This is a genomic window from Streptomyces sp. SN-593 (assembly GCF_016756395.1).
GTDB lineage: Bacteria > Actinomycetota > Actinomycetes > Streptomycetales > Streptomycetaceae > Actinacidiphila > Actinacidiphila reveromycinica.
This window is the reverse complement of sequence record NZ_AP018365.1, coordinates 4,073,249-4,095,264: the sequence shown is the minus strand read 5'-3', so window position 1 is coordinate 4,095,264 and position 22,016 is coordinate 4,073,249. Positions and strand designations below refer to the sequence as shown.

Annotated in this window: 15 protein-coding genes, 1 pseudogene and 1 riboswitch; of the genes and pseudogenes, 5 read left to right on the top strand and 11 right to left on the bottom strand. The window is 75.4% G+C overall.

Going from position 1 to position 22,016, the window contains the following annotated elements; translation table 11 throughout:
• Window positions 1-289 precede the first annotated feature (289 nt).
• Entirely contained in the window at window positions 290-1,027 is a 738-nt protein-coding gene (locus tag RVR_RS17110; protein WP_202234687.1) for a cobalt-precorrin-6A reductase, read from the top strand.
• Window positions 1,028-1,119: 92 nt separating this feature from the next.
• Here the strand turns inward: RVR_RS17110 and RVR_RS17105 are convergent, their stop codons facing one another.
• The 3 genes from RVR_RS17105 to RVR_RS17095 are packed head-to-tail and all read right to left on the bottom strand — an operon-like array spanning window position 1,120 to window position 5,209.
• Window positions 1,120-2,715, bottom strand: coding sequence for a precorrin-2 C(20)-methyltransferase (locus RVR_RS17105; RefSeq protein WP_202234686.1), 1,596 nt, complete (start codon window positions 2,713-2,715; stop codon window positions 1,120-1,122).
• Window positions 2,712-3,368 (bottom strand): precorrin-8X methylmutase, encoded by a 657-nt coding sequence (locus RVR_RS17100; RefSeq protein ID WP_237404799.1) that lies wholly within the window; start codon window positions 3,366-3,368, stop codon window positions 2,712-2,714. The genes RVR_RS17105 and RVR_RS17100 overlap by 4 nt, the downstream gene beginning before the upstream one ends.
• Window positions 3,369-3,388: 20 nt before the next feature.
• Window positions 3,389-5,209, bottom strand: coding sequence for a precorrin-3B synthase (locus RVR_RS17095; RefSeq protein ID WP_202234684.1), 1,821 nt, complete (start codon window positions 5,207-5,209; stop codon window positions 3,389-3,391).
• 95 nt (window positions 5,210-5,304) lie between these two features.
• A riboswitch (cobalamin riboswitch) is annotated at window positions 5,305-5,411 on the top strand.
• A gap of 251 nt (window positions 5,412-5,662) precedes the next feature.
• On the opposite strand from RVR_RS17095, the pseudogene cobN reads away from it, so the two are divergent.
• Window positions 5,663-9,373 (top strand): annotated as a pseudogene (gene cobN, locus RVR_RS17090) (cobaltochelatase subunit CobN); the annotation flags it as partial.
• A gap of 122 nt (window positions 9,374-9,495) precedes the next feature.
• Entirely contained in the window at window positions 9,496-10,440 is a 945-nt protein-coding gene (locus tag RVR_RS17085; RefSeq protein ID WP_202238720.1) for a D-2-hydroxyacid dehydrogenase family protein, read from the top strand.
• Between the two features lie 11 nt (window positions 10,441-10,451).
• On the opposite strand, the gene RVR_RS17080 is transcribed toward RVR_RS17085, so the two are convergent.
• Complete coding sequence (locus RVR_RS17080) at window positions 10,452-11,009, bottom strand: hypothetical protein (RefSeq protein ID WP_237404798.1); 558 nt, start codon at window positions 11,007-11,009, stop codon at window positions 10,452-10,454.
• Window positions 11,010-11,230: 221 nt separating this feature from the next.
• A complete protein-coding gene (locus RVR_RS17075; RefSeq protein WP_202234683.1) occupies window positions 11,231-13,138 on the bottom strand; it encodes a discoidin domain-containing protein in 1,908 nt (635 codons plus the stop codon).
• 413 nt (window positions 13,139-13,551) lie between these two features.
• Here RVR_RS17075 and RVR_RS17070 point away from each other — a divergent pair, with 413 nt between their 5' ends.
• Entirely contained in the window at window positions 13,552-14,697 is a 1,146-nt protein-coding gene (locus RVR_RS17070) for a glutathione-independent formaldehyde dehydrogenase (RefSeq protein WP_202234682.1), read from the top strand.
• A gap of 148 nt (window positions 14,698-14,845) precedes the next feature.
• On the opposite strand, the gene RVR_RS17065 is transcribed toward RVR_RS17070, so the two are convergent.
• The 6 genes from RVR_RS17065 to RVR_RS17040 form a co-directional block, all read right to left on the bottom strand.
• Window positions 14,846-15,931 carry an S-(hydroxymethyl)mycothiol dehydrogenase gene (locus tag RVR_RS17065; RefSeq protein WP_202234681.1) on the bottom strand — a complete coding sequence of 362 codons (1,086 nt, stop codon included), beginning with the start codon at window positions 15,929-15,931 and terminating at the stop codon, window positions 14,846-14,848.
• Window positions 15,932-16,146: 215 nt separating this feature from the next.
• Window positions 16,147-16,383 carry an SCO5918 family protein gene (locus RVR_RS17060; protein ID WP_430393142.1) on the bottom strand — a complete coding sequence of 79 codons (237 nt, stop codon included), beginning with the start codon at window positions 16,381-16,383 and terminating at the stop codon, window positions 16,147-16,149.
• A gap of 143 nt (window positions 16,384-16,526) precedes the next feature.
• Window positions 16,527-17,582 (bottom strand): fatty acid desaturase family protein, encoded by a 1,056-nt coding sequence (locus tag RVR_RS17055; RefSeq protein WP_237405327.1) that lies wholly within the window; start codon window positions 17,580-17,582, stop codon window positions 16,527-16,529.
• A 20-nt stretch (window positions 17,583-17,602) separates the two neighbouring features.
• Window positions 17,603-19,249, bottom strand: coding sequence for a DEAD/DEAH box helicase (locus tag RVR_RS17050; RefSeq protein WP_202234680.1), 1,647 nt, complete (start codon window positions 19,247-19,249; stop codon window positions 17,603-17,605).
• 251 nt (window positions 19,250-19,500) lie between these two features.
• A complete protein-coding gene (locus RVR_RS17045) occupies window positions 19,501-19,704 on the bottom strand; it encodes a cold-shock protein (protein WP_009715709.1) in 204 nt (67 codons plus the stop codon).
• Between the two features lie 338 nt (window positions 19,705-20,042).
• A complete protein-coding gene (locus RVR_RS17040; protein WP_202238716.1) occupies window positions 20,043-20,978 on the bottom strand; it encodes a D-alanyl-D-alanine carboxypeptidase family protein in 936 nt (311 codons plus the stop codon).
• Between the two features lie 418 nt (window positions 20,979-21,396).
• Here RVR_RS17040 and RVR_RS17035 point away from each other — a divergent pair, with 418 nt between their 5' ends.
• A complete protein-coding gene (locus RVR_RS17035) occupies window positions 21,397-22,014 on the top strand; it encodes a superoxide dismutase (RefSeq protein ID WP_202234679.1) in 618 nt (205 codons plus the stop codon).
• The last annotated feature ends 2 nt before the right edge of the window (window positions 22,015-22,016 follow it).

Here is a 22,016-nt window from a genome sequence, read left to right as displayed (position 1 = left end):
GGCGGTGACGGAGGCGCGCGAGGGGGTCTTGCGGTGCGTCGGCGTCCCCGGGTGCGCTGTGGGCGGTCGCGCGGTTCCCCGCGCCCCGGGTGGGTGCGGCTGCTCCGCAGCGCACCCGGCGCCGTACCCGGACAGCGGAACCGGCCGACCGTGTGGGGGCACGGGCAGCCACGGTGCACCCGCGAGTGGGCGCGGACGGCAAGGAGCGGGGCCCGGAACGCCGGGAAGCGAGGGGCGGATGAGGCACCCTGGGCTTGTTTCACGTGGAACATTCAGGAAGGGCACCGACGTGCACGTGCTGATCCTCGGCGGCACCACCGAGGCGAGGGAACTCGCGGGGCTCCTCGCCGAGCGCGGGCGCACCGTGACGTCGTCGCTCGCCGGCCGCGTCTCCGCCCCCCGCCTCCCGCGGGGCACCGTGCGGATCGGCGGCTTCGGCGGCCCACGGGGACTGGCCGAATGGCTCCGCGACCACCACGTGACCGCACTGGTCGACGCCACCCACCCCTTCGCCGCGAGGATCAGCGCGAACGCCGCGGAGGCCGCCGCGCGGACGGGGGTGCCGCTGCTCGCGCTGCGCCGCCCGGGCTGGACCCCGGCCCCGGGCGACCGCTGGCACCCGGCGGACTCCCTCGCGCACGCCGCGCACCTGCTGCCCGCCCTCGCCGACCGGGTGTTCCTGACCACCGGCCGCAGCGGGCTCGCCGCGTTCGCCGGACTGGACGACCTGTGGTTCCTGGTGCGGTCGGTGGACCCCCCGGAGGGGGTGCTGCCGCGCCGGACGGAGGTGCTGCTCGACCGGGGTCCGTACACGCTCCAGGGGGAGCGGGAGGTGCTGCGGGAGCACCGGATCGGGGTGCTGGTGACGAAGGACAGCGGGGGCGCGGCCACGGCCGCGAAGCTGGTGGCGGCGCGGGAGGCGGGCCTGCCGGTGGTCGTGGTGCGCCGGCCGCCGGCGGTGGAGGGGGTGGAGGTCGCGGAGGACGTGGAGCGGGCGGCGCGGTGGGTGCGGGAACGGACGGGCTGAGCACACGGCGGCGGGCGCGCGGTGCCCTCGCCCCCGGGCCGAGGGGCGGTGCGTTCGCCCCGGGCCGCGGTCGGCCCGGGGCGGGGCGGGTCTCAGGACCGGGGGTAGGTCCGCGGCGTCCAGACGATCTGCTCGCCGTCCCCGCGCACCACGGTCCTGGTCTGCGAGGAGCCGACGATCAGCAGGGTGCGCATGTCGACCTCCTCCGGGTCCAGATCGTCGAGGCGGACGATCCGCACCCGCTCGCCCGGGCCGCCGACGTCGCGGGCGACCACCACGGGGGTGTCGGGGGCGCGGTGCTCCAGCAGCAGCTTGCGCGCCTCGGCCACCTGCCACGTGCGGCTCTTCGACCCCGGGTTGTACAGCGCCAGCACCAGGTCCGCGGAGGCGGCCGCGCGCAGCCGCTCGGCGATGACCTCCCACGGCTTGAGCCGGTCCGACAGGGAGACGGCCGCGTAGTCGTGGCCGAGCGGAGCACCGGCCCGCGCGGCCGCCGCGTTCGCCGCGGTCACGCCGGGCAGCACCCGTATCGGCACGTCCCGGTACGGCGGCCGGGAGGCGGCCTCCACCACGGCGGTGGCCATCGCGAACACCCCCGGGTCGCCGCCGGAGACCACGGCCACCCGCCGCCCCCTGCGGGCGAGGTCGAGCGCGAACTCGGCCCGCTCGGCCTCCACCTTGTTGTCGCTGCCGTGCCGCCGCTGGCCGGCCCTGACCGGCACCCGGTCCAGGTACGTGGTGTAGCCGACCAGGTCGTCCGCCGAGGCCAGCGCGCCGCGCGTCTCGGGGGTCAGCCACAGCGGGCCGGCCGGACCGGTGCCCACCACCACGACGTTCCCCGGCCCGCCGCGGCCGTCCGCCGCCTCCTCGGCCCGCTCCTGCGCGGGCAGTGCCGCCGGTACCGCCGCCGGCTCCGTCGCGCCGCCCCGGCTCGGCAGCACCGCCATGGCGAAGTACGGCACCGACTCCGGGTCCACCCCGGCGAGTTCCGCGGTCCGCTCACCCGCCATGGTGGCCCGCTCGACGTACCGCGCCTCGGCCAACCGCCCGGACCGCTCCAGCGCCCGCCGCACCGCCGGGAACGTCCGGCCCAGCTTCAGCACCACCGCGGTGTCCGCCGCCGCCAGCCGCGCCGCGAGCTCCTCCTCCGGCAGCGTGCCGGGCAGCACCGTCAGCGACTCCTCGCCCTCCACCAGCGGCGTCCCCAGCCGCGCGGCCGCGCCCGCCATCGACGTCACCCCGGGCACGACCTCCGTCGGGTACCGGTCGGCCAGCCGCTTGTGCATGTGCATGTACGACCCGTAGAAGAGCGGGTCGCCCTCGGCCAGCACCGCCACGCTCCGCCCCGCGTCCAGGTGCGCGGCCAGCCGCGCCGCGGCCCGCTCGTAGAACTCCTCCATCGCGCCCTGGTAGCCGCCGGGGTGGTCGGTGGTCTCCGTGGTGACCGGATAGACCAGCTTCTCCTCGACCTGGCCCTCGCGCAGGTACCCCGCCGCGATCCCCCGGGCGATCGACCGGCCGTGCCGCGCGCTGTGGTACGCCACGACGTCGGCCGCCGAGATCACCTCCACGGCCCGCACCGTCAGCAGTTTCGGGTCGCCCGGACCGAGGCCGACCCCGTAGAGCCGCCCCACGCCGGAGCCGTCGGGAGCGGTCGCCTCGTGCGCCGCGGAAAGGCCGCTGCTCATTCTTCCTCGCTCGCGATCGCGTTGAGTGCGGCCGCCGCGATGGCGCTGCCGCCGCGCCTGCCGTGGACGACCAGGTGGTCGAGGCCCGACGGGTCGGTGGCCAGCGCCTGCTTCGACTCGGCCGCGCCGACGAAGCCGACCGGGACGCCGATCACCGCGGCCGGCCGCGGCGCGCCCTCGGCCACGAGTTCCAGCAGCCGGAACAGCGCGGTGGGCGCGTTGCCGACGGCGACGACGGCCCCGTCGAGCCGCTCGCGCCACAGCTCCAGGGCCGCCGCGGTGCGGGTGGTGCCGAGTTCGGCGGCCAGCGCGGGCACCGAGGGGTCGCCGAGCGTGCAGACGACCTCGTTGTCCGCGGGCAGCCGTCTGCGGGTCACCCCGCTGGCGACCATCGCCGCGTCGCACAGGATGGGTGCCCCCGCCCGCAGCGCCGCGCGGGCCCGCGCCACCACGCCGGGCGAGTACGCGAGGTCGGCCACCAGGTCGACCATCCCGCAGGCGTGGATCATCCGCACCGCGACCTGGGAGACGTCCGCGGGCAGGCCGCCGAGGTCCGCCTCGGCGCGGATCGTGGCGAAGGACCGGCGGTAGATGGCCGCGCCGTCCTTCTCGTACGCGTACGGGTACGCGGAGCCCGGGGGGACCGGGGACACAGGGGGCACGGTGGTCTCGCTCATTCGGTCGGCGCGCCGCGGCGCGCGGCCGCCACGGTGGCGGCGAGGTCAGGGGGGCCGGGATGGACGCTACGGGACGGGGTGCCGGGGGTCGCGGCCGCCCGGTGGAAGAGGTCCACACGGTAGCCGTCGGGGGTCGCGACGACCTCGACGCGGTCGGCGGTGCGGGGGCGGCCGCAGCGGCGGGGGCAGCCGGACCAGTGGACGGGCAGGAGGCGGGGGGCCGCGGGGCCGCCGGGGCGGGGGGCGCCGTCCGCCGGTGCGCCGCCGCCCCCGGGTTCCGCGCTCCCGGGGGCGGGGCGGGAGGGCTCGGCGTCCCCGGGGGCGGAGCGGACGAGGGCGGCCGCGTCCGCGCGGACGTCGGCGAGCGACTTCGCGCATCCGGGCCGCCCGGCGCACGCGCTCACGCCGACCCACGGGGAGGCCGCGTCCGTCACCAGCCCGGCCGCCGCCAGCGCGGCCAGCTCCTCCCGGGCCCGGTCGGCGGGCACGCCCGGGACGACGGCGCCCCGCCACGGGGTGAGCCGCAGGTGCGCGGCCGGGGTGCGGGCGGCGAGCGCGCACAGGGCGCGCCACTGGTCGGCGGTCAGGCGGCCGAGGGGCGCGAGGACGGAGAGCGCGAGGGGGCCGCCGGGGGCGGCCGGGTGCGCGACGGGGCCGAGCGCGGGGAAGGCGTCGGCGGAGGCGGCGGAGGGTGGGGCGGTGGGTGCGGACCGCTCCTCGGTGCCGTGGTCGGTGGCGGTGGGTGCTGGCTCCGCCCGGGTGCCGTGGTCGGCGGTGGGGGTAGGGCCGGCCTTCTCCCCGGTGCCGTGGTCGGTGGTGGTGGGGGCGGACTTCGCCCGGGTGCCGTCGGTGGTGGTGGGTGCGGACTTCGCCCGGGTGCCGTCGGGGGCGGCGGGGACGGCTCCGGACCGGGTGCCGTCGGGGGCGGCCGGGGAGGCGGCCTTCCCCCGGGCGGCCACGGCCACGGGAGCGGGCGCGGGGTCGGCCGCGGGCGCCGGCTCGGGTCCGGGCGCGGGCGGCGCGGGGAGGCGGCCGGCGAGTTCGGCGGTGAGGGCCGCGCCGCGGTCGGGCAGGTCGGCCACCCGCCACGCGCTGGGCTCGCCGCCCTCGGACGCGGCCTCGGCGAGGAAGAGCTCCGCGGCGAGCAGGGCGGCCCGGGGCGCGTCGGCGGCGGTCACGCGCAGGGCCGCGTTGCGGCCGACCGCCAGCAGCGCGGTCCCGTCGGGCGCCGCGCGCAGCGTCACGTCGGGCGCCAGGGCCGCGACGTCGCCGCGCCCGTCGTCCAGCGCGAAGAGGAACCGCCCGGACAGCGCCGCGGCGGCCGGGCTGCCGCACAGCAGCCCGTCCAGCTCCCGCAGCCAGTCCCCGACGTCCAGGTGCCCCCGCCCGTCGAGGCCGGACAGCGGCGAGGCCACGACGTTCCGTACGCGCTCGTGGGTGGCCGAGGGCAGCAGCCCGGCGGCGCCCAGCAGTTGGGCCAGCTCCGCTCCGCAACCCGCGTCCAGGCCGCGCAGTTGGACGTTGCCGCGCGAAGTGAGATGGACGTCACCGTCGCCGAACCGCCGGGCCGCCTCGCCCAACCGCTCGGCCTGCGCCGCGTCCAGCACGCCGCCGGGAATCCGGACGCGGGCCAACGCGCCGTCGTCGGCGGGGTGCAGGCGCAGGGCGCCCGGGCAGGCGTCCCCCCGGTCCCGCAGCAGGCCGGCGCCGTCCGGCACCGGTGCGCCGGTGCCCGCCGGTTGCGCGCCGCCGCCCGTGGAACAGGCGTCGGCGTCCGGCCGGGGCGGCCGGACGGGCAGGTCGGGGGCGGTGGACATGGCGGCGAGCATACCGACCGTGCCACAAATCGGGTCATCTGCCGAACGGCCGCGACACTTACTATGCTCGCCGTGCGGACCTTCCGGTTCGCGCATCGCCGCAGACGGCGACAGGGGAGGAAGCCCGGTGAGAATCCGGCGCGGTCCCGCCACTGTGAACTTGGCCACCGGTGCCTCCGGCGGCCGAGCAAGCCAGGAACTCCCGCCGTCCGACACCGCCCGGGGCGCGGACACCCCGAGGAAGGCCACACCGTGACCGGATCACCCGAGTTGCCCCGTTCCGCCGGTTCCGAGACCACCTCTCCGGTGTCCGGGACCGCCGCTCCGGCGAGGGACACCGAGGAACCGCCCGGAGCCGACGCGGCCTCGCCCGCCGGCGCCCCCGCCACCGGGCAGGCGGTCCCGGAACCCGCGGAGGCCGGCACCCCGGAGGGACCGGGGCACCTTGAGCGCGTGCTGCTGCTGAGCACCTCCGACACGGACCTGCTCAGCGCGCGGGCGGCCGGCGGGCCGGTGGCGTACCGGTTCGGGAACCCCGCGCGGCTGGACGTGGCGGGTCTGCCGGAACTGCTGGACGGCGTCGGCCTGGTCGTCGTCCGCCTGCTCGGCGGCCTGCGGGCCTGGCAGGACGGGCTGGACGCGCTGCTGGCCACCGCCCTTCCCGTGGTCGTGCTGAGCGGCGAACAGGCGCCGGACGCCCAGCTGATGGCGGCCTCGACCGTGCCGGTCGGCATCGCCGCCGAGGCCCACGCGTACCTCGCGCACGGCGGCCCCGGCAACCTGGAGCAGCTCGCCCGCTTCCTGTCCGACACGGTGCTGCTCACCGGCCACGGCTTCGACCCGCCCGCTCCCGCGCCCTCCTGGGGCCCGCTGGAGCGCGCGTCGGCCCAAACGCCCGCGGACGCCCCCACCGTCGCCGTGCTCTACTACCGCGCCCACCACATGAGCGGGAACACCGCCTTCGTGGCCGCCCTGTGCGACGCGATCGAAGCGGCCGGCGCCCGCGCGCTGCCGTACTTCGTCGCCTCCCTGCGCACCCCCGAGCCCGGGCTCGTCGCCGAACTGGCCGCCGCCGACGCCATCGTCACCACCGTGCTCGCGGCCGGCGGCACCCGGCCCGCCGAGGCGTCCGCGGGAGGCGACGACGAGGCATGGGACGCGGGCGCGCTCACCGGCCTGGACGTGCCGGTGCTCCAGGCGCTCTGCCTGACCGGCTCGCGCGCCGCCTGGCTGGCCAGCGACGAGGGCGTCTCGCCGCTGGACGCCGCCACCCAGATCGCGGTTCCCGAGTTCGACGGGCGGCTGATCACCGTCCCGTTCTCGTTCAAGGAGGTCGACGCCGACGGCCTGCCCGCCTACGTCGCCGACCCCGAACGCGCCGCCCGGGTGGCCGGCATCGCGGTGCGGCACGCCCGGCTGCGGCACATACCCGCCGCGGACAAGCGCCTCGCCCTGGTGCTGTCCGCCTACCCGACCAAGCACTCCCGCATCGGCAACGCGGTGGGCCTCGACACCCCGGCCAGCGCCATGGCCCTGCTGCGCCGCCTGCGCGAGGAGGGGTACGACTTCGGCCCCGACCCGGTCCCCGGCCTCGACACCCCCGACCCGGCGCCGGGCAGCGACGCCCCTGACGGCAATGCTCCTGACGGCGACGCCTCCGGCGCCGGCACCGACACCTCCTCCGAGACCTCCCCCGCCGGACCCGCCGCCCCCCACCCCGGCGACGCCCTCATCCGCGCCCTCATCGACGCCGGCGGCCACGACCAGGACTGGCTGACCGAGGAGCAGTTGGCCCGCAACCCGGTCCGGGTCCCCGCCGCGGACTACCGCCGCTGGTACGGCACCCTGCCGCGGGAACTGCGCGACGCGGTCGAGCGGCACTGGGGCCCGCCGCCGGGCGAACTGTTCGTGGACCGCAGCCGCAACCCGGAGGGCGACATCGTGCTCGCCGCCCTCCGGCACGGCAACCTGCTGGTCCTCATCCAGCCGCCGCGCGGTTTCGGCGAGAACCCGATCGCGATCTACCACGACCCCGACCTGCCGCCCTCGCACCACTACCTGGCGGCCTACCACTGGATCGCCGCCCCGGCCGCGGAGGGCGGCTTCGGCGCCGACGCGATGATCCACCTCGGCAAGCACGGCAACCTGGAGTGGCTGCCCGGCAAGAACGCCGGCCTGTCGGCCGCCTGCGGCCCGGACGCGGTGCTCGGCGACCTCCCGCTGGTCTACCCGTTCCTGGTCAACGACCCCGGCGAGGGCACCCAGGCCAAGCGCCGCGCGCACGCCACCCTGATCGACCACCTCGTGCCGCCGATGGCCCGCGCCGACTCCTACGGCGACATCGCCCGCCTCGAACAGCTGATGGACGAGCACGCCCAGATCGCGGCCATGGACCCGGCGAAGCTGCCGGCGATCCGCGCGCAGATCTGGACCCTGATCCAGGCCGCCCGCCTCGACCACGACCTGGGCCTGGACGACCGCCCCGACGACGAGGGCTTCGACGACTTCCTGCTCCACGTCGACGGCTGGCTCTGCGAGATCAAGGACGCCCAGATCCGCGACGGACTGCACGTCCTCGGCCGGGCGCCGGCCGGCACCGACCGGGTCAACCTGGTGCTGGCGATCCTGCGGGCCCGGCAGATCTGGGGCGGCACCGCGGCCCTGCCCGGCCTGCGCGAGGCCCTCGGCCTGGACGAGTCCGCCGCCACCCGCACCGCAGCCGACGCCGTCGAGGAGCGCGCCCGCGCCCTGGTGCAGGCGATGGAGGACGCCGGTTGGGACCCGGCCGCCGTGCCCGCCGCCACCGCGGACCACGGCGAGCAGGCCGCCGCCGTCCTGGATTTCGCCGCCCGCGAGGTGGTACCCCGGCTCGGGGCGACCACCGCCGAGATCGACCGCACCGTGCACGCGCTGGCCGGCGGCTTCGTGCCCGCGGGACCGTCCGGCTCGCCGCTGCGCGGCCTGGTCAACGTGCTGCCCACCGGCCGCAACTTCTACTCCGTGGACCCCAAGGCGGTGCCCTCCCGGCTGGCCTGGGAGACCGGGCAGGCCCTCGCCGACTCGCTGCTGGCCCGCTACCGCGCCGACAACGGCGACTGGCCGGCGTCGGTGGGCCTGTCGCTGTGGGGCACCTCCGCGATGCGCACCGCCGGCGACGACATCGCCGAGGCGCTGGCGCTGCTCGGCGTCCGCCCCGTGTGGGACGACGCCTCCCGCCGGGTCACCGGCCTGGAGCCGGTGCCGTCGGACGAGCTGGGCCGCCCCCGGATCGACGTCACGCTGCGCATCTCGGGCTTCTTCCGCGACGCGTTCCCGCACACCGTCGGCCTGCTCGACGACGCGGTGCGGCTGGCCGCCTCGCTCGACGAGCCCGACGACCGCAACCACGTGCGCGCCCACACCCGCGCCGACCTCGCCGAGCACGGCGACGAGCGCCGCGCCACCACCCGCATCTTCGGCTCCCGACCGGGCACGTACGGCGCCGGGCTGCTCCAGCTCATCGACTCCCGCGACTGGCGCACCGACGCCGACCTCGCCGAGGTCTACACGGTGTGGGGCGGCTACGCCTACGGCCGCGGGCTGGACGGGCGCCCCGCGCGCGGCGAGATGGAGACCGCCTACCGCCGGATCGCGGTCGCCGCGAAGAACACCGACACCCGCGAGCACGACATCGCCGACTCCGACGACTACTTCCAATACCACGGCGGCATGGTCGCCGCGGTGCGGGCGCTGCGGGGCACCGCCCCCGAGGCGTACATCGGCGACTCCACCCGCCCCGAGACCGTGCGCACCCGCACCCTGGTCGAGGAGACCTCCCGGGTCTTCCGCGCCCGGGTGGTCAACCCGCGCTGGATCGAGGCGATGCGCCGGCACGGCTACAAGGGCGCCTTCGAACTCGCCGCCACCGTCGACTACCTCTTCGGCTACGACGCGACCACCGGCGTCGTCGCCGACTGGATGTACGACAGGATCACCGAGGCGTACGTCCTCGACCCCGCCAACCGGGCCTTCCTCCAGGACGCCAACCCCTGGGCGCTGCACGGCATCGCCGAACGCCTGCTGGAGGCGGAGTCGCGCGGCATGTGGGCCGAGCCGGACCCCGCGGTGCTCGCCGAGCTGCGCCAGGTCTACCTGGACACCGAGGGCGACCTCGAAGGCGGCGACGACCGTGTCGACGGTGACGGCGGCGTCGACGGTGACGGCGGGGGAAGGACTCCCGGAGCGCGGTCGTAGGATCGCGGGGCCGGAAGGGACGACCGACGACCAGGAGGAGAACCGCCGTGCCGATGCGCGTCGCCGTACTGGACGACTACCAGCAGGTCGCCGGGGAACTGGCCGACTGGTCCGGGCGGCTGCCCGGGGCCGAGACGGTCTTCTTCCCCCGCCACCTGGCCGACCGCGACGAACTCGTGGCCGCCCTGGAGCCGTTCGACGTGGTGGTGGCGATGCGCGAGCGCACCGCCTTCCCGCGCGAGGTGCTCCAGCGGCTGCCCCGGCTGCGGCTGCTGGTCACCACCGGGATGCGCAACGCGTCCCTGGACCTGGCCGCGGCCGCCGAGTTCGGCGTGCTGGTCTGCGGCACCCGCTCGCACCCGACCGGCACCGCCGAGCTGACCTGGGCGATGATCCTCGGCCTGGTCCGGCGGGTCGCCGACGACGACGCCGCGGTCCGGGCCGGCGGCTGGCAGCAGCGGATCGCGCCGGACCTGGCGGGCGAGGTGCTGGGCGTCGTGGGCCTCGGCCGGCTGGGCGCCCAGGTGGCTGCGGTCGGCGCCGCGTTCGGCATGGACGTGGTCGCCTGGAGCCCGCACCTCACCGCGGAGCGCGCGGCGCGGGGCGGCGCCCGGGCGGTCACCAAGGACGAGCTGTTCGCCACCGCGAAGGTCGCCACCGTGCACATGGTGCTCGCCGACGACACCCGCGGCATCGTCGGCGACGCCGAACTGGGTGCCATGCGCCCGGACGCCTACCTCGTCAACACCTCGCGGTTCGGGCTGGTCGACGAGGGCGCGCTGCGCCGCGCGCTGGAGGCCGGCCGCCCGGCCGGGGTCGGCCTCGACGTGTTCGACACCGAGCCGCTGCCCGACGGCCACTGGCTGCGCTCCGCGCCCCGCACCCTGCTCTCCCCGCACATGGGCTACGTCACCGACCGGACCTACCGGATCTTCTTCACCGACGCGGTGGAGGACATCGCCGCGTGGCGCGCGGGGGCCCCGGTACGCACCCTGTGACCACGGGCGCCTCAGCGCATGCCCGCGGACGTCAGCAGGTCCCGGGCGCCGGCCGCGTCGATCGCCTCCGCCAGCTCGCGCAGCGCGTCCCGGTCCTGGAGCAGCCCGGCGGCGTGCGAGCGCCGGGCGCCGCGGTCGAGTTCGTGCCACAGGAACGGGTTCGCCACGAGCACCCGCACCTCCACCGACACCCGTCCGCCGAACGCGTCGCGCAGCACCACCCGCCGGTCGATCTCGCCCAGGAACCGCGCCGAGACCAGGTACCCGGTGTGCACGCGCCGACCGCGCAGCAGCCCGCGCACGTCCAGCCAGCCGTCGCCCGCCGAGGTCCGCGCCGGCAGCAGGATCGCGAACAGCGCGAGCGCGAGCGCCCCGCACGCCGCGAGCCGCGGGACGTCCAGCGTGCCGTCCCACCCGTCCGTCACCAGCGCCACGGCCAGTACCGTCGCGGCCGCGCCGTAGGCGCTCCACAACCGCCCGGCCCACGCGCGGTCGTGCGCGACCGCGGGACCGTCCTCGACCCGGATCCGCGCCCGGGGTGCCGCGCCGTAGTGCTCACCGCTTCCCATGTCCGGAAACGCTAGGTCGGCGGCGGGCCGGTGAGCCGTTCCTTGACGCGCCCCTGACGCCCGGCGCGCTGTTCCTGGCACCCCCTTTACGTGCCAGTGGCCGCCGCGGGGGCCGGGGCGGCGCGGGAGCCGCGCGGGCCGGTCCTGACAGCCCGGCCCGCGCGCCCCGGTGGGAGGGGCGCCCTGGTGCGGCGGGGAGTGGTCACCAGGGCGCGTCCGGATCAGGTGCCGTAGACCTGGAACTCCCACAGGGAGTACCCGTACTGCGTGGCCCGCTGCGTGCCGTACAGGCGTACGTAGCGGCCCGATCCGGCCACCGACAGCGTCTGGTCGCCGCCGGTCCCGCTCGTGGTGGAGTAGACGGACGTCCAGGTGCGGCCGTCGGGCGAGGTCTGGAGCTGGAAGGCCGTGCCGTACGCCGTCTCCCAGTCCAGCTTCACCTGGCTGATCGTGTGCGTGGCGCCGAGGTCCACCTGGAGCCACTGCGGGTCGGCGAAGCCGCTGGACCAGCGGGTGCCGGCGTCGCCGTCGACCGCCGCGGAGGCGGGGAAGGCCGCGCTCTCCGCCGAGGAGGCGGTGGCCGCCCTGCCCTGGGAGAGCAGGGTCGCCTGGCCGCCCGGCCCGCTCCCGTCGGACGGCGTGCCGTACAGCGCGAGTTCGTAGAGCGAGTCGCCGTACTGGCTGGCCCGCGCGGTCGCGTAGACCCGCACGTAGCGGCCGGTGGTGTGCAGCGCGATGTCCTGGAGGTCCTGCGGGCTGTTGGCGTTCGTGGCGACGGTGGTCCAGTTCTGGCCGTCGGACGACACCTGTAGCTGGTAGGCCGCCGCCGCGGCCGCCTCCCAGGTCAGGCCGGCGTGGGTGAGGTCGTAGGAACGGCCGAGGTCCACCTGGAGCCACTGCGGGTCGGCGAAGCCGCTCGACCAGCGGGTGGAGATGTCGCCGTCGGTCGCGTTGGACGCGGGGAAGTCCGCGCTCTCGTTCGACGAGGACGTGGTCGGCCTGCCCAGCGCGATGTCCGGGCCCAGGTCGCCGGCGGCGGGCTTGTTGTAGACGGCCACGTAGTCGACGTTCATCTGGCCGCCGGAGGCGGTCGCGGCCGTCGGTCCCCCGCCGAAGGCGCCCGGGAAGGCCCCGCCGATCGCCAGGTCGAAGATCACGTAAAAGCTGTGGTCCACGGCGTTGGCCCACGTGGCGGCGTCCACCTGGCCGGAGTTGACGGTGAAGTAGTTCTGCCCGTCGAGGTAGTAGCGGATCTGCTCGGGCGAGGTCGAGCGGTCGATCTCCACCGCGTAGGTGTGGTAGCCGGTCTGGCACCCCGAGCAGGCGCGCTCGCCGGAGCCGATGCCGGTCGACTCGTTGCACGGGCCGCCCGGGCTGACCCCGCAGTGCAGCGTGCCGAAGACCGAGCTGCGGGCGTTGATGTCCTCCATGATGTCGACCTCGCCGGAGCCGGGCCAGCCGACCCCGACCCGCAGCGGTGAGCCCAGCATCCAGAACGCCGGCCAGTAGCCCGCGCCGTTGGTCGTGTCGAGGTTCGGCTGCTGGATCGACGCCTGCACGCGGACCACGCCGCCCGGCCGCGCGCCGAACCCGTCGGCCTGCGTCTCCACCCGGCCCGACGTCCAGCCGGAGGCCGGGTCGGTGCCGCTGTGCAGCGCCTTGAGCACCAGGTGGCCGCTGCCGTCCTGGTAGACGTTGGCGGTGCTGTCGGTCATGGTCTCGATCTCGCCGGTGCCGAAGGTCCAGCCGGCGCCGGCGTCGTAGCGCCAGGTGCCGGTGTCCAGGCCGGTGCCGGCGGCGCCGTCGAAGTCGTCGCTCCAGGTGGTGCTGAAGCCGGCCGGCGCGGCCGGCACCTCGGAGGGCGCCGCGGCCGGCCGGGCGGCCGCCGCCGGCGCCGCGCCCCCGGCCGTCTGCGCGCCGGTGACGGCCAGGGCGGTCGGCGATCCGGCCAGGGCGAGGCCGGTGAACGCCGCGACCGCGGCGACCAGCCCGACGAGGGCCCGGCCGCCGCGCAGGCGCCGCCGGATACCGTGACGGACGCCGTGGCGGATGCCGGAACCGTTTCCGTGCGGTGCGCCGGCGCCTCGGCGGCGCGGTGGCGGTGGTACGCGCGTCTGTGGGGTGGACATGCGTCCTGCCTCTCCTTCTGTCGTGGGGGATCGCTCCGGTGCTGCCGTGGGGGTGGAGCCCTTCTCGCGCGCCGCCGGCCGGAGAGGACCCGGCGGCCGGTGCCTGCTGTCTGAGAGCGCTCTCTCAAGCACCTCCAGGAGGATCGTGCCTGCCCGCGGGGGTGTCAAGGAGAACGGCAACGTTTACGGAACCGGGTCTCGCGCGGGTTCCGCCCGCGGCCTGCCCGCGGCCCGCGCGGGTCCTGTCCGCGGCCCGTCTGCGGCCCGTCCGCGGCCTGCCCGGGATCCTGTCCGCGGCCCGCCCGGGTCCCGCCCGGGGGCCGTTTCCGGACCGCGGCCCGTGCGCGTCCGCGGCTGCGTTTGAGATGTGTCCTCCCCGGGTGTTGGCTGGAAGGACCACGGAGGTGGTGAACATGAAGGCTGTCGTCTATCAGGAACCTTTCTCCGTCGCGGTCGCGGATGTCGACACCCCGGGCATCCAGCACCCCAACGACGTGGTCGTCCGCATCACGTCCTCCGCGATCTGCGGCTCGGACCTGCACATGTACGAAGGCCGCACCGCGGCCGAGGCCGGCATCGTCTTCGGCCACGAGAACCTGGGCATCATCGAGGAGACCGGCGCCGGCATCACGTCCCTGAAGGTCGGGGACCGCGTGGTCATGCCGTTCAACGTCGCCTGCGGCTTCTGCAAGAACTGCCTGGCCGGCAACACCGGCTTCTGCCTCACGGTGAACCCGGGGTTCGCCGGCGGCGCGTACGGCTACGTGGCGATGGGCCCGTACGTCGGCGGCCAGGCCGAGCACCTGCGGGTGCCGTTCGCCGACTTCAACTGCCTGAAACTCCCGCCGGGCGAGCAGTTCGAGACCGACTTCGTGCTGCTCGCCGACATCTTCCCCACCGGGTACCACGGCTGCGAGCTGGCCGAGGTAGCCCCCGGCGAGTCCGTCGCCGTCTACGGCGCCGGGCCGGTCGGACTGATGGCCGCGTACTCCGCGCTGCTGCGCGGGGCGGCGAAGGTCTTCGTGGTCGACCGGGTGCCCGAGCGACTGGCGAAGGCCGAGGAGATCGGCGCGATCCCGATCGACTTCACGCAGGGCGACCCGGCCGAGCAGATCCGGGACCGTACCGGCGGCGAGGGCACCGACAAGGGTGTCGACGCGGTCGGCTACCAGGCGCAGGCCCACGACGCCGGCCACGAGGAGCCCGCGACCGTGCTCAACTCCCTGGTCGAGACGGTCCGTCCGACCGGGCGGCTCGGCATTCCCGGCCTCTACGTGCCGTCCGACCCCGGCGGTCCCGACGAGCACGCGCGCCACGGCCAACTGCTGGTCTCGATCGGCAAGATGTTCGAGAAGGGCCAGCGGATGGGCACCGGGCAGTGCAACGTCAAGCGGTACAACCGCCAGTTGCGCGACCTGATCACCGCGGGGCGGGCCCGGCCCAGCTTCGTGGTCAGCCACGAACTCCCGCTGGACCAGGCGCCGATGGCGTACGAGAAGTTCGACCAGCGGGTGGAGGGCTACACGAAGGTGGTGCTGCACCCGGCACTCGCCGCGTGAACCGCTCCGCCCCGGCCGCGTTCCGCCGACCGGCCGCCCCGGACACCCGGGGACGGCCGGTCCGTCGCGTCGAGCGGGCCGGGCCGCCGGGTCGAGCGGGCCGGTCCGGCCGGTCGGACGGACCGGGCCCCTCAGGCGGCCGGCGCGATCAGAGCACGACCACCGAGCGGAGCACGTCGCCGTCCCGCATCCGGGCGAACGCCTGCTCCACGTCGGCCAGTTCGATCGTCTCGGTGACGAAGGCGTCGAGGTCGAGGCGGCCCTGGAGGTAGAGGTCGATCAGCATCGGGAAGTCGCGCGAGGGAAGGCAGTCGCCGTACCAGGAGGACTTGAGCGCACCGCCCCGCCCGAACACGTCGAGCAGGGGCAGTTCGAGCTTCATCTCCGGGGTCGGCACCCCCACCAGCACCACGGTCCCGGCCAGATCGCGGGCGTAGAACGCCTGCTGGTAGGTCTCGGGGCGGCCCACCGCCTCGATCACCACGTCGGCGCCGAAGCCGCCGGTCAGCTCGCGGATCGCCTCGACCGGCTCGCTGCCGCGGGAGTTGACGGTGTGGGTGGCGCCGAGCTTCCGGGCGGTGGCGAGCTTGCGGTCGTCGACGTCCACCGCGATGATCCGCGCGGCGCCGGCCAGCCGGGCGCCGACCACCGCGGCGTTGCCGACCCCGCCGCAGCCGATCACCGCGACCGAGTCGCCCCGGCCCACGTTGCCGGTGTTGATGGCCGCGCCGAGCCCGGCCATCACCCCGCAGCCCAGCAGGCCCGCGGCGGCGGGCGAGGCCGCCGGATCGACCTTGGTGCACTGCCCGGCCGCCACCAGCGTCTTGTCGGCGAACGCGCCGATGCCCAGCGCGGGGGACAGCTCGGTGCCGTCGAGCAGCGTCATCTTCTGCGCGGCGTTGTGCGTGGCGAAGCAGTACCACGGCCGGCCGCGCCGGCAGGCCCGGCAGTCGCCGCACACCGCACGCCAGTTGAGCACCACGAAGTCCCCGGGCCCGACCTCGGTCACCCCCTCGCCGACCGACTCCACCACGCCGGCGGCCTCATGGCCGAGCAGGTACGGGAAGTCCTCGCCGATACCGCCCTCGCGGTAGTGCAGGTCGGTGTGGCACACGCCGCACGCCTGCACCGCGACCACCGCCTCGCCCGGACCGGGGTCCGGCACCACGATCGTCTCGATCCCCACCGCCGCGCCCTTGCCCCGCGCCACCACACCCCGCACCTGCTGCGCCACGTCATCCGCCTCTCTGCGTCCCTGCGTATGGGAGGGACCTCGCATTCTCCCCGCTGCGGGCCCCGTCGCGCGACAGGCCCCGCCGCACGACGGGCCGGGCGGCGCCCGTGCCCCGTCGGCCGGCGGCTACCGGCCCCGACCGGCACCGCGACCGCCACGGGGCGGCGGCGGGCGGTGGTGAGGCCCGGCGCCGCCCCGTGGCGGAGGAACCGGCCTCAGCCGGCCGTGGTGCTGTGCAGCGGGAAGCCGAGCGCCTGCATCGCCCGTTCCACCTCGCCCGCGTTGAAGTCACGCCGGTCCTGGCGGGTGAGGGTCGCGCCGACCTGCATCACCGGGTAGCGGACTCCGCCGATGTCGACGGAACTGCCGGTGACGGGCTCGGGAGCGACCCCGCTCATCGCCTGCTCGACCTCGGACGGGTGGAAGTAGAAGTGGTGGCGGGCGATGGTCACGCGCATCATGCCTCGACAGGGGTGAGGGAACGGGGGAACGGACTCACCGTCTCATGCTTTCGGCGGCGGCGTACCCGCCGCCGTACGGCTTCGCCTGGGTCGGCGGCTCCGGTCCGCGACTCCGGACCGGGTCCGCGGCTTGGTCAGGCGGTGGCGCCCGCCCTCAGCGGCGCGCCGGCGTGGTGCAGGTGGCGCAGAGCCTGGGCGTAGGAGGAGGCCAGCCCGCTCTCCGCGTACGCGATGCCCAGCTCCGCGCAGTACGCCTTCACCATCGGCTGGGCGCGCCGCAGGTGGGGCGTGGGCATGCTCGGGAACAGGTGGTGCTCGATCTGGTAGTTCAGCCCGCCGAGCACGAGGTCGGTCAGCCGCCCGCCGCGCACGTTGCGCGAGGTGAGCACCTGGCGGCGCAGGAAGTCCGGCCGGTCCTTGCCGGTCAGCGTCGGCATGCCCTTGTGGTTCGGCGCGAAGGTGCAGCCCATGTAGACGCCGAACACCGCTTGGTGGACGGCGGCGAACGCCAGTGCCTGGAGCGGGGTGAGGACCAGCAGCAGCGCCGTGACGTACGCGACGACGTGCGCGCCGAGCAGTACGGCCTCCAGCGTGCGCTGCTTGTACGCGGGCCGGAACAGCGCCCGCACTCCGGCCACGTGCAGGTTCATGCCTTCGAGGGTGAGCAGCGGGAAGAACCAGTACGCCTGCCGGCCGCCGATCCAGCGGGCCACGCCGCGCGCGCTGCGGGCCTGGCCCTGCGACCAGACCAGGACGTCCGGGCTGACGTCCGGGTCCAGCTCCTCGTGGTTGGGGTTGGCGTGGTGGCGGGTGTGCTTGTCCTGCCACCAGCCGTAGCTCATGCCGACGCAGAGGTTGCCCGCGATCCGTCCGGCGGCCTCGCTGGGCCGGCGCAGCCGGAACACCTGGCGGTGGGCTATGTCGTGGGCGACCAGCGCGATCTGGGAGAAGAGCACGCCGAGCACCCCGCCGACGGCCAGTTGCCACCAGGTGGGGCCGATCAGCGCGAACGCGGTCCACGCGCCGGCGTACAGGGCGGCGACCCCGCCGATCCTGGCCACGTAGTAGCCGGGGCGCCGCTCCATCAGCCCCGAGTCGGTGATCCGCCGGGCCAGCACGGAGAAGTCGCTGCCCTCACAGAGCGTGCCGGCGGTGTCCGATCCGTCGTCCGGCCCGGCGGCGGGGGCGATCGCGACCGCCGCGGCGGGTTTCACGCCGCACGCCGGCGGGTCTGCGACGCGCGGGCGCCCCCGGAGCGGCCGGCGGAGCCGCCCGCCGAGCCGCCCGAGCCGCCGCGGCCGCTGCCTCCGCCGGTACGGCCCGCGCCGCCGCCCGTGCGTCCGGCGCCGCCCGTCCCGGTACGGCCCGCGCCGCTCCGGCCGGAGCCCGCGGTGGCGGTGCCGCCGCCCGACCGCGGCCGGCGGCGGCCGCCCCCGCGCCGGGCGGAGGTGCCCGCGGCCGGCGTGGCCGGGGCGGGGACCGGGATGGTGACCGGGACGCCGGAGGGCACCCGGGCACCGGTGATCCGGGCCAGCTCCTCGTCCGCGGAGTGCACCTTCGCCGTCTGCGGCGTGATCCTGGCCTTGGCCATCAGCCGCTCCATGTCGCGGCGCTGCTCGGACAGCACCAGCGTCACCACGCTGCCGGACGCGCCCGCGCGGGCGGTGCGGCCGCCGCGGTGCAGGTAGTCCTTGTGGTCGGCCGGCGGGTCCACGTTGACCACCAGGTCCAGGTCGTCGATGTGGATGCCGCGCGCCGCGACGTTGGTCGCCACCAGCGCGGTCACCTCGCCGGTCTTGAACTGCGCGAGGGTGCGGGTGCGCTGCGGCTGGGACTTGCCGCCGTGCAGCGCGGCGGCGCGCACGCCGTTGGCCAGCAGTGTTTTGGCGAGCCGGTCCACGGCGCGCTTGCTGTCGAGGAAGAGCAGCACCCGGCCGTCGCGGGCCGCGATCCGCACCGTGGCGGCGCGCTTGTCCTCGCTGGTGACGTGCAGCACGTGGTGCTCCATGGTCACCACGGCACCGGCCGACGGGTCCACCGCGTGGACCACCGGGTCGGAGAGGAACCGCCGGACCAGCGTGTCCACGTTGCGGTCGAGGGTCGCGGAGAACAGCATCCGCTGGCTGCCCGGCACGACCTGGTTCAGCAGGGCCGTGACCTGGGGCAGGAAGCCCATGTCGGCCATCTGGTCGGCCTCGTCGAGCACGGTGATCACGACCTTGTCGAGCCGGCAGTCTCCCCGCTCGACCAGGTCGCGCAGCCGGCCCGGGGTGGCGACGACGATCTCCGCGCCGCCGCGCAGCGCCGAGGCCTGGCGGCCGATCGACAGCCCGCCCACCACCGTGGCCAGCCGCAGGCGCAGCGCCCGGGCGTACGGCGTGAGGGCGTCGGTGACCTGCTGGGCCAGCTCGCGGGTGGGCACCAGCACCAGCGAGAGCGGCTGGTGCGGCTCGGCGCGCTGTCCGGCGGTGCGGGCCAGCAGGGCGAGCCCGAAGGCGAGGGTCTTGCCCGAGCCGGTGCGGCCCCGGCCGAGGACGTCGCGGCCGGCCAGCGAGCTGGGCAGGGTGGCGCCCTGGATCGGGAACGGCACGGTGACGCCCTGCCGGTCCAGCTCCTCCGTCAGCGCGGCGGGCAGGTCCAGCTCGGCGAAGGTGGCCGCGGCCGGCGGCGCCGGGGTGAGGGTCGTGTACGCGGAGGCGTACGCGGACTCCTCGGAGCCGGTGTCGGCGGGGCGGCCGCCGGTGCGGCCGGAGCCGCGCGACGCGCCGGCGCGGCCGGCACCCTGCTGGGGGCCGCGGGGCCTGCGCCGGGCGCGGGCCGGGCCGCCCGTATTGGACTGTCGGGTGCTTTCGGGCATGCGTGGAGCCTTCCTCGAAGGCGGCGCGTGCCGAAAAAGACTCCGCGAAGAGTGACACCGGGCGGAGACCCGCGAAACGAGCCGGGAGTGGAACTGCGGAGGAGGTGGACTGCGGAAGGGACGGAGGCCGTACCTCCGGTGTCCGCACCCCGGTGCGGAAGAAGCCGGTCCCGCCCGGGCCCGAAAAGCCGGGCCCCGCGGATGAAGCGGCGGGACCCGGCTCGGGTACTGCTCGGGTACTGCTCGTCCGGTCAGGCCGGGACGATGTTCTCCGCCTGCGGGCCCTTCTGGCCCTGCGTGACGTCGAAGGTGACCTTCTGGCCTTCCTGGAGCTCACGGAAGCCCTGGGTGGCGATGTTCGAGTAGTGGGCGAAGACGTCGGCGCCGCCGCCGTCCTGCTCGATGAAGCCGAAGCCCTTTTCGGAGTTGAACCACTTGACGGTACCGGTTGCCATGTCTGACTTCCTCTGATGGTGCAGTTCCTGAACCCGCACTTCACGGGCCAGGCGTCGCTGCAATGACCCCATCCTGGAGGCCGGAAAACAAAATGCGCCCGAGGGTCACATCCCGTCAGGCGCACACAGAGTTCATGGGTACCACAACCGCAACAATCCACAGGCTAGCACACCTCCACCGGAGGGCGAAGCGGCGAAGCCGGAGGCGGCCCGCGCCCACCCCCGCGGTGGCGGCCGCTCCGACCGCCGCGGCGTCGCCGTCGAGGTGCTCCCCGGGGCCTCCGGGGGCCATGGTCCGCGGAGGCCCCGGGGGAGCTGGCGGGGCGTCGGGCCCCACGTCACTTCTTGAAGCCGTAGTCCAGCAGCTTCCTGGCGTCCGAGGTGCGCGCGGCCACCGAGGAGGAGGCGAGCACCGTGCCGATCACGGTCTTCTTGCCGCGGGTGGCGGCGAAGACCAGGCAGTAGCCGGACTCCGGACCCGAACCGGTCTTGACGCCGATGGTGCCGGAGTAGGTGCCCAGCAGGGGGTTGGTGTTGGTCCAGGTCATGTAGCGGTAGCCGCCGGACTTCGTGGTGACCTTCTGCTTGGTCGACCGGGTCTTCACGACCGAGCGGAAGGTGGCGTTCCTCATCGCGTTGCTCGCGAGCTCGGTGAGGTCGCGCGGTGTCGAGTAGTTCTTCCCGTTCCCTATTCCGTCGAACGAGTCGAAGTGGGTGTTCTTCAGGCCGAGCGAGCGGGCGGTGGAGTTCATGGTGCCGATGAAGGACTTCACCCGGGCGGCGCGGGTGGAACCGCTGCCGAACGTGTCGGCGAGCGCGTAGGCGGCGTCGCAGCCGGAGGGGAGCATCAGGCCGTACAGCAGCTGCCGGACGGTGAGCTTGTCCCCGACGATCAGGTGCGCGGAGGACGCGCCCTTGGCGACGATGTAGTCGCTGTACGCCTTCTGCACGGTGACCTTGGTGTTCAGGTTCAGGTGCTTGCTGGCCAGGACCACCCGGGCGGTCATGATCTTGGTGGTCGAGCCGGTGGAGCGGCGGGTGTCGGCGGCCTTGGTGAACAGGGTGCCGCCGGTGCCGTCGTTCATCACGAAGCCGCCCTTGGCGGTGATCGACGGCGCCTTGGGGGCGGCCTTGGCCGTGGTCCCGGCGGTGGCAGCGGACGGGGCGGCGGCGGGCGCCACCCGAGGGGCCGCGGCCTGCGCCGCGGGGGCGGCGAGCGCGCCCGCCGCGACGAGGGCGGCGGCGGTGACCGCCGCCGCCGGGGCCCGGCGGATGCTGCTGGTGTGGGTACTCACGACTGCTCCAGATGTCCGTGCGGCGGCATGCGGAAGTGCCGCTCACCGGTGAGACGTCGGGCGTGGCACAACGGTGCGTCCCGGTGGAGGACATTTTCTGACGCCCCGTCCGATCGGCGCGGGAACGCGCGGGCGGGGCGGCGCCGGGCCGGCGCGGCGGGCCGGGCGCGCGGGAGCGAGCGGGGGCGCGGGGGGCGCGCGAGGGGGCGGAACCGGACGGCCGGCGGGTGCCGGGTGAAAGACGATCAGCGAGGAAGCGGGCTTCCGTGGGCTGTCGGGCCGGTCCCGCCCCGCCATCATGCTGATGCACATCATGTGTTGTTGCAAGCTATTCGCAATAAAGGTCTAGGGTGGGTCGCGGCCACTCGTTCCCGCCCGCCGAAAGGGGCCGTGCCTGATGGACACCTACGCGCTTCCCGACCTGCCGTACGACTACTCCGCGCTCGCGCCGGCGATCACCGGCGAGATCCTGGAGCTGCACCACGCCAAGCACCACGCCGCCTACGTCAAGGGCGCCAACGACACGCTGGAGCAGATCGCCGAGGCCCGCGAGAAGGACGCGATCACCCCGACCGGGCTGGTCGGACTGGAGAAGACCTTCGCGTTCAACCTCTCCGGCCACGTGCTGCACTCGATCTTCTGGCAGAACCTCTCGCCCGACGGCGGCGACCGCCCCGACGGCGCGCTGGCCACCGCGATCGACGAACACCTCGGCGGCTTCGAGGCGTTCAGGAAGCAGCTCACCGTGGCCACCGCCTCGGTGCAGGGCTCCGGCTGGGGCGTGCTGGCCTGGGAGCCGGTCGGCAGGCGCCTGATCGTCGAGCAGGTCTACGACCACCACGGCAACGTCGGCCAGGGCACCACCCCGCTGCTGGTCTTCGACGCCTGGGAGCACGCGTACTACCTCCAGTACAAGAACGTGCGGCCCGACTACGTCACCAAGCTGTGGGACCTCGTCAACTGGACCGACGTCAGCAACCGCTACGCCGCCGCGTCGGGCGCCGCGTCCGCGTGACC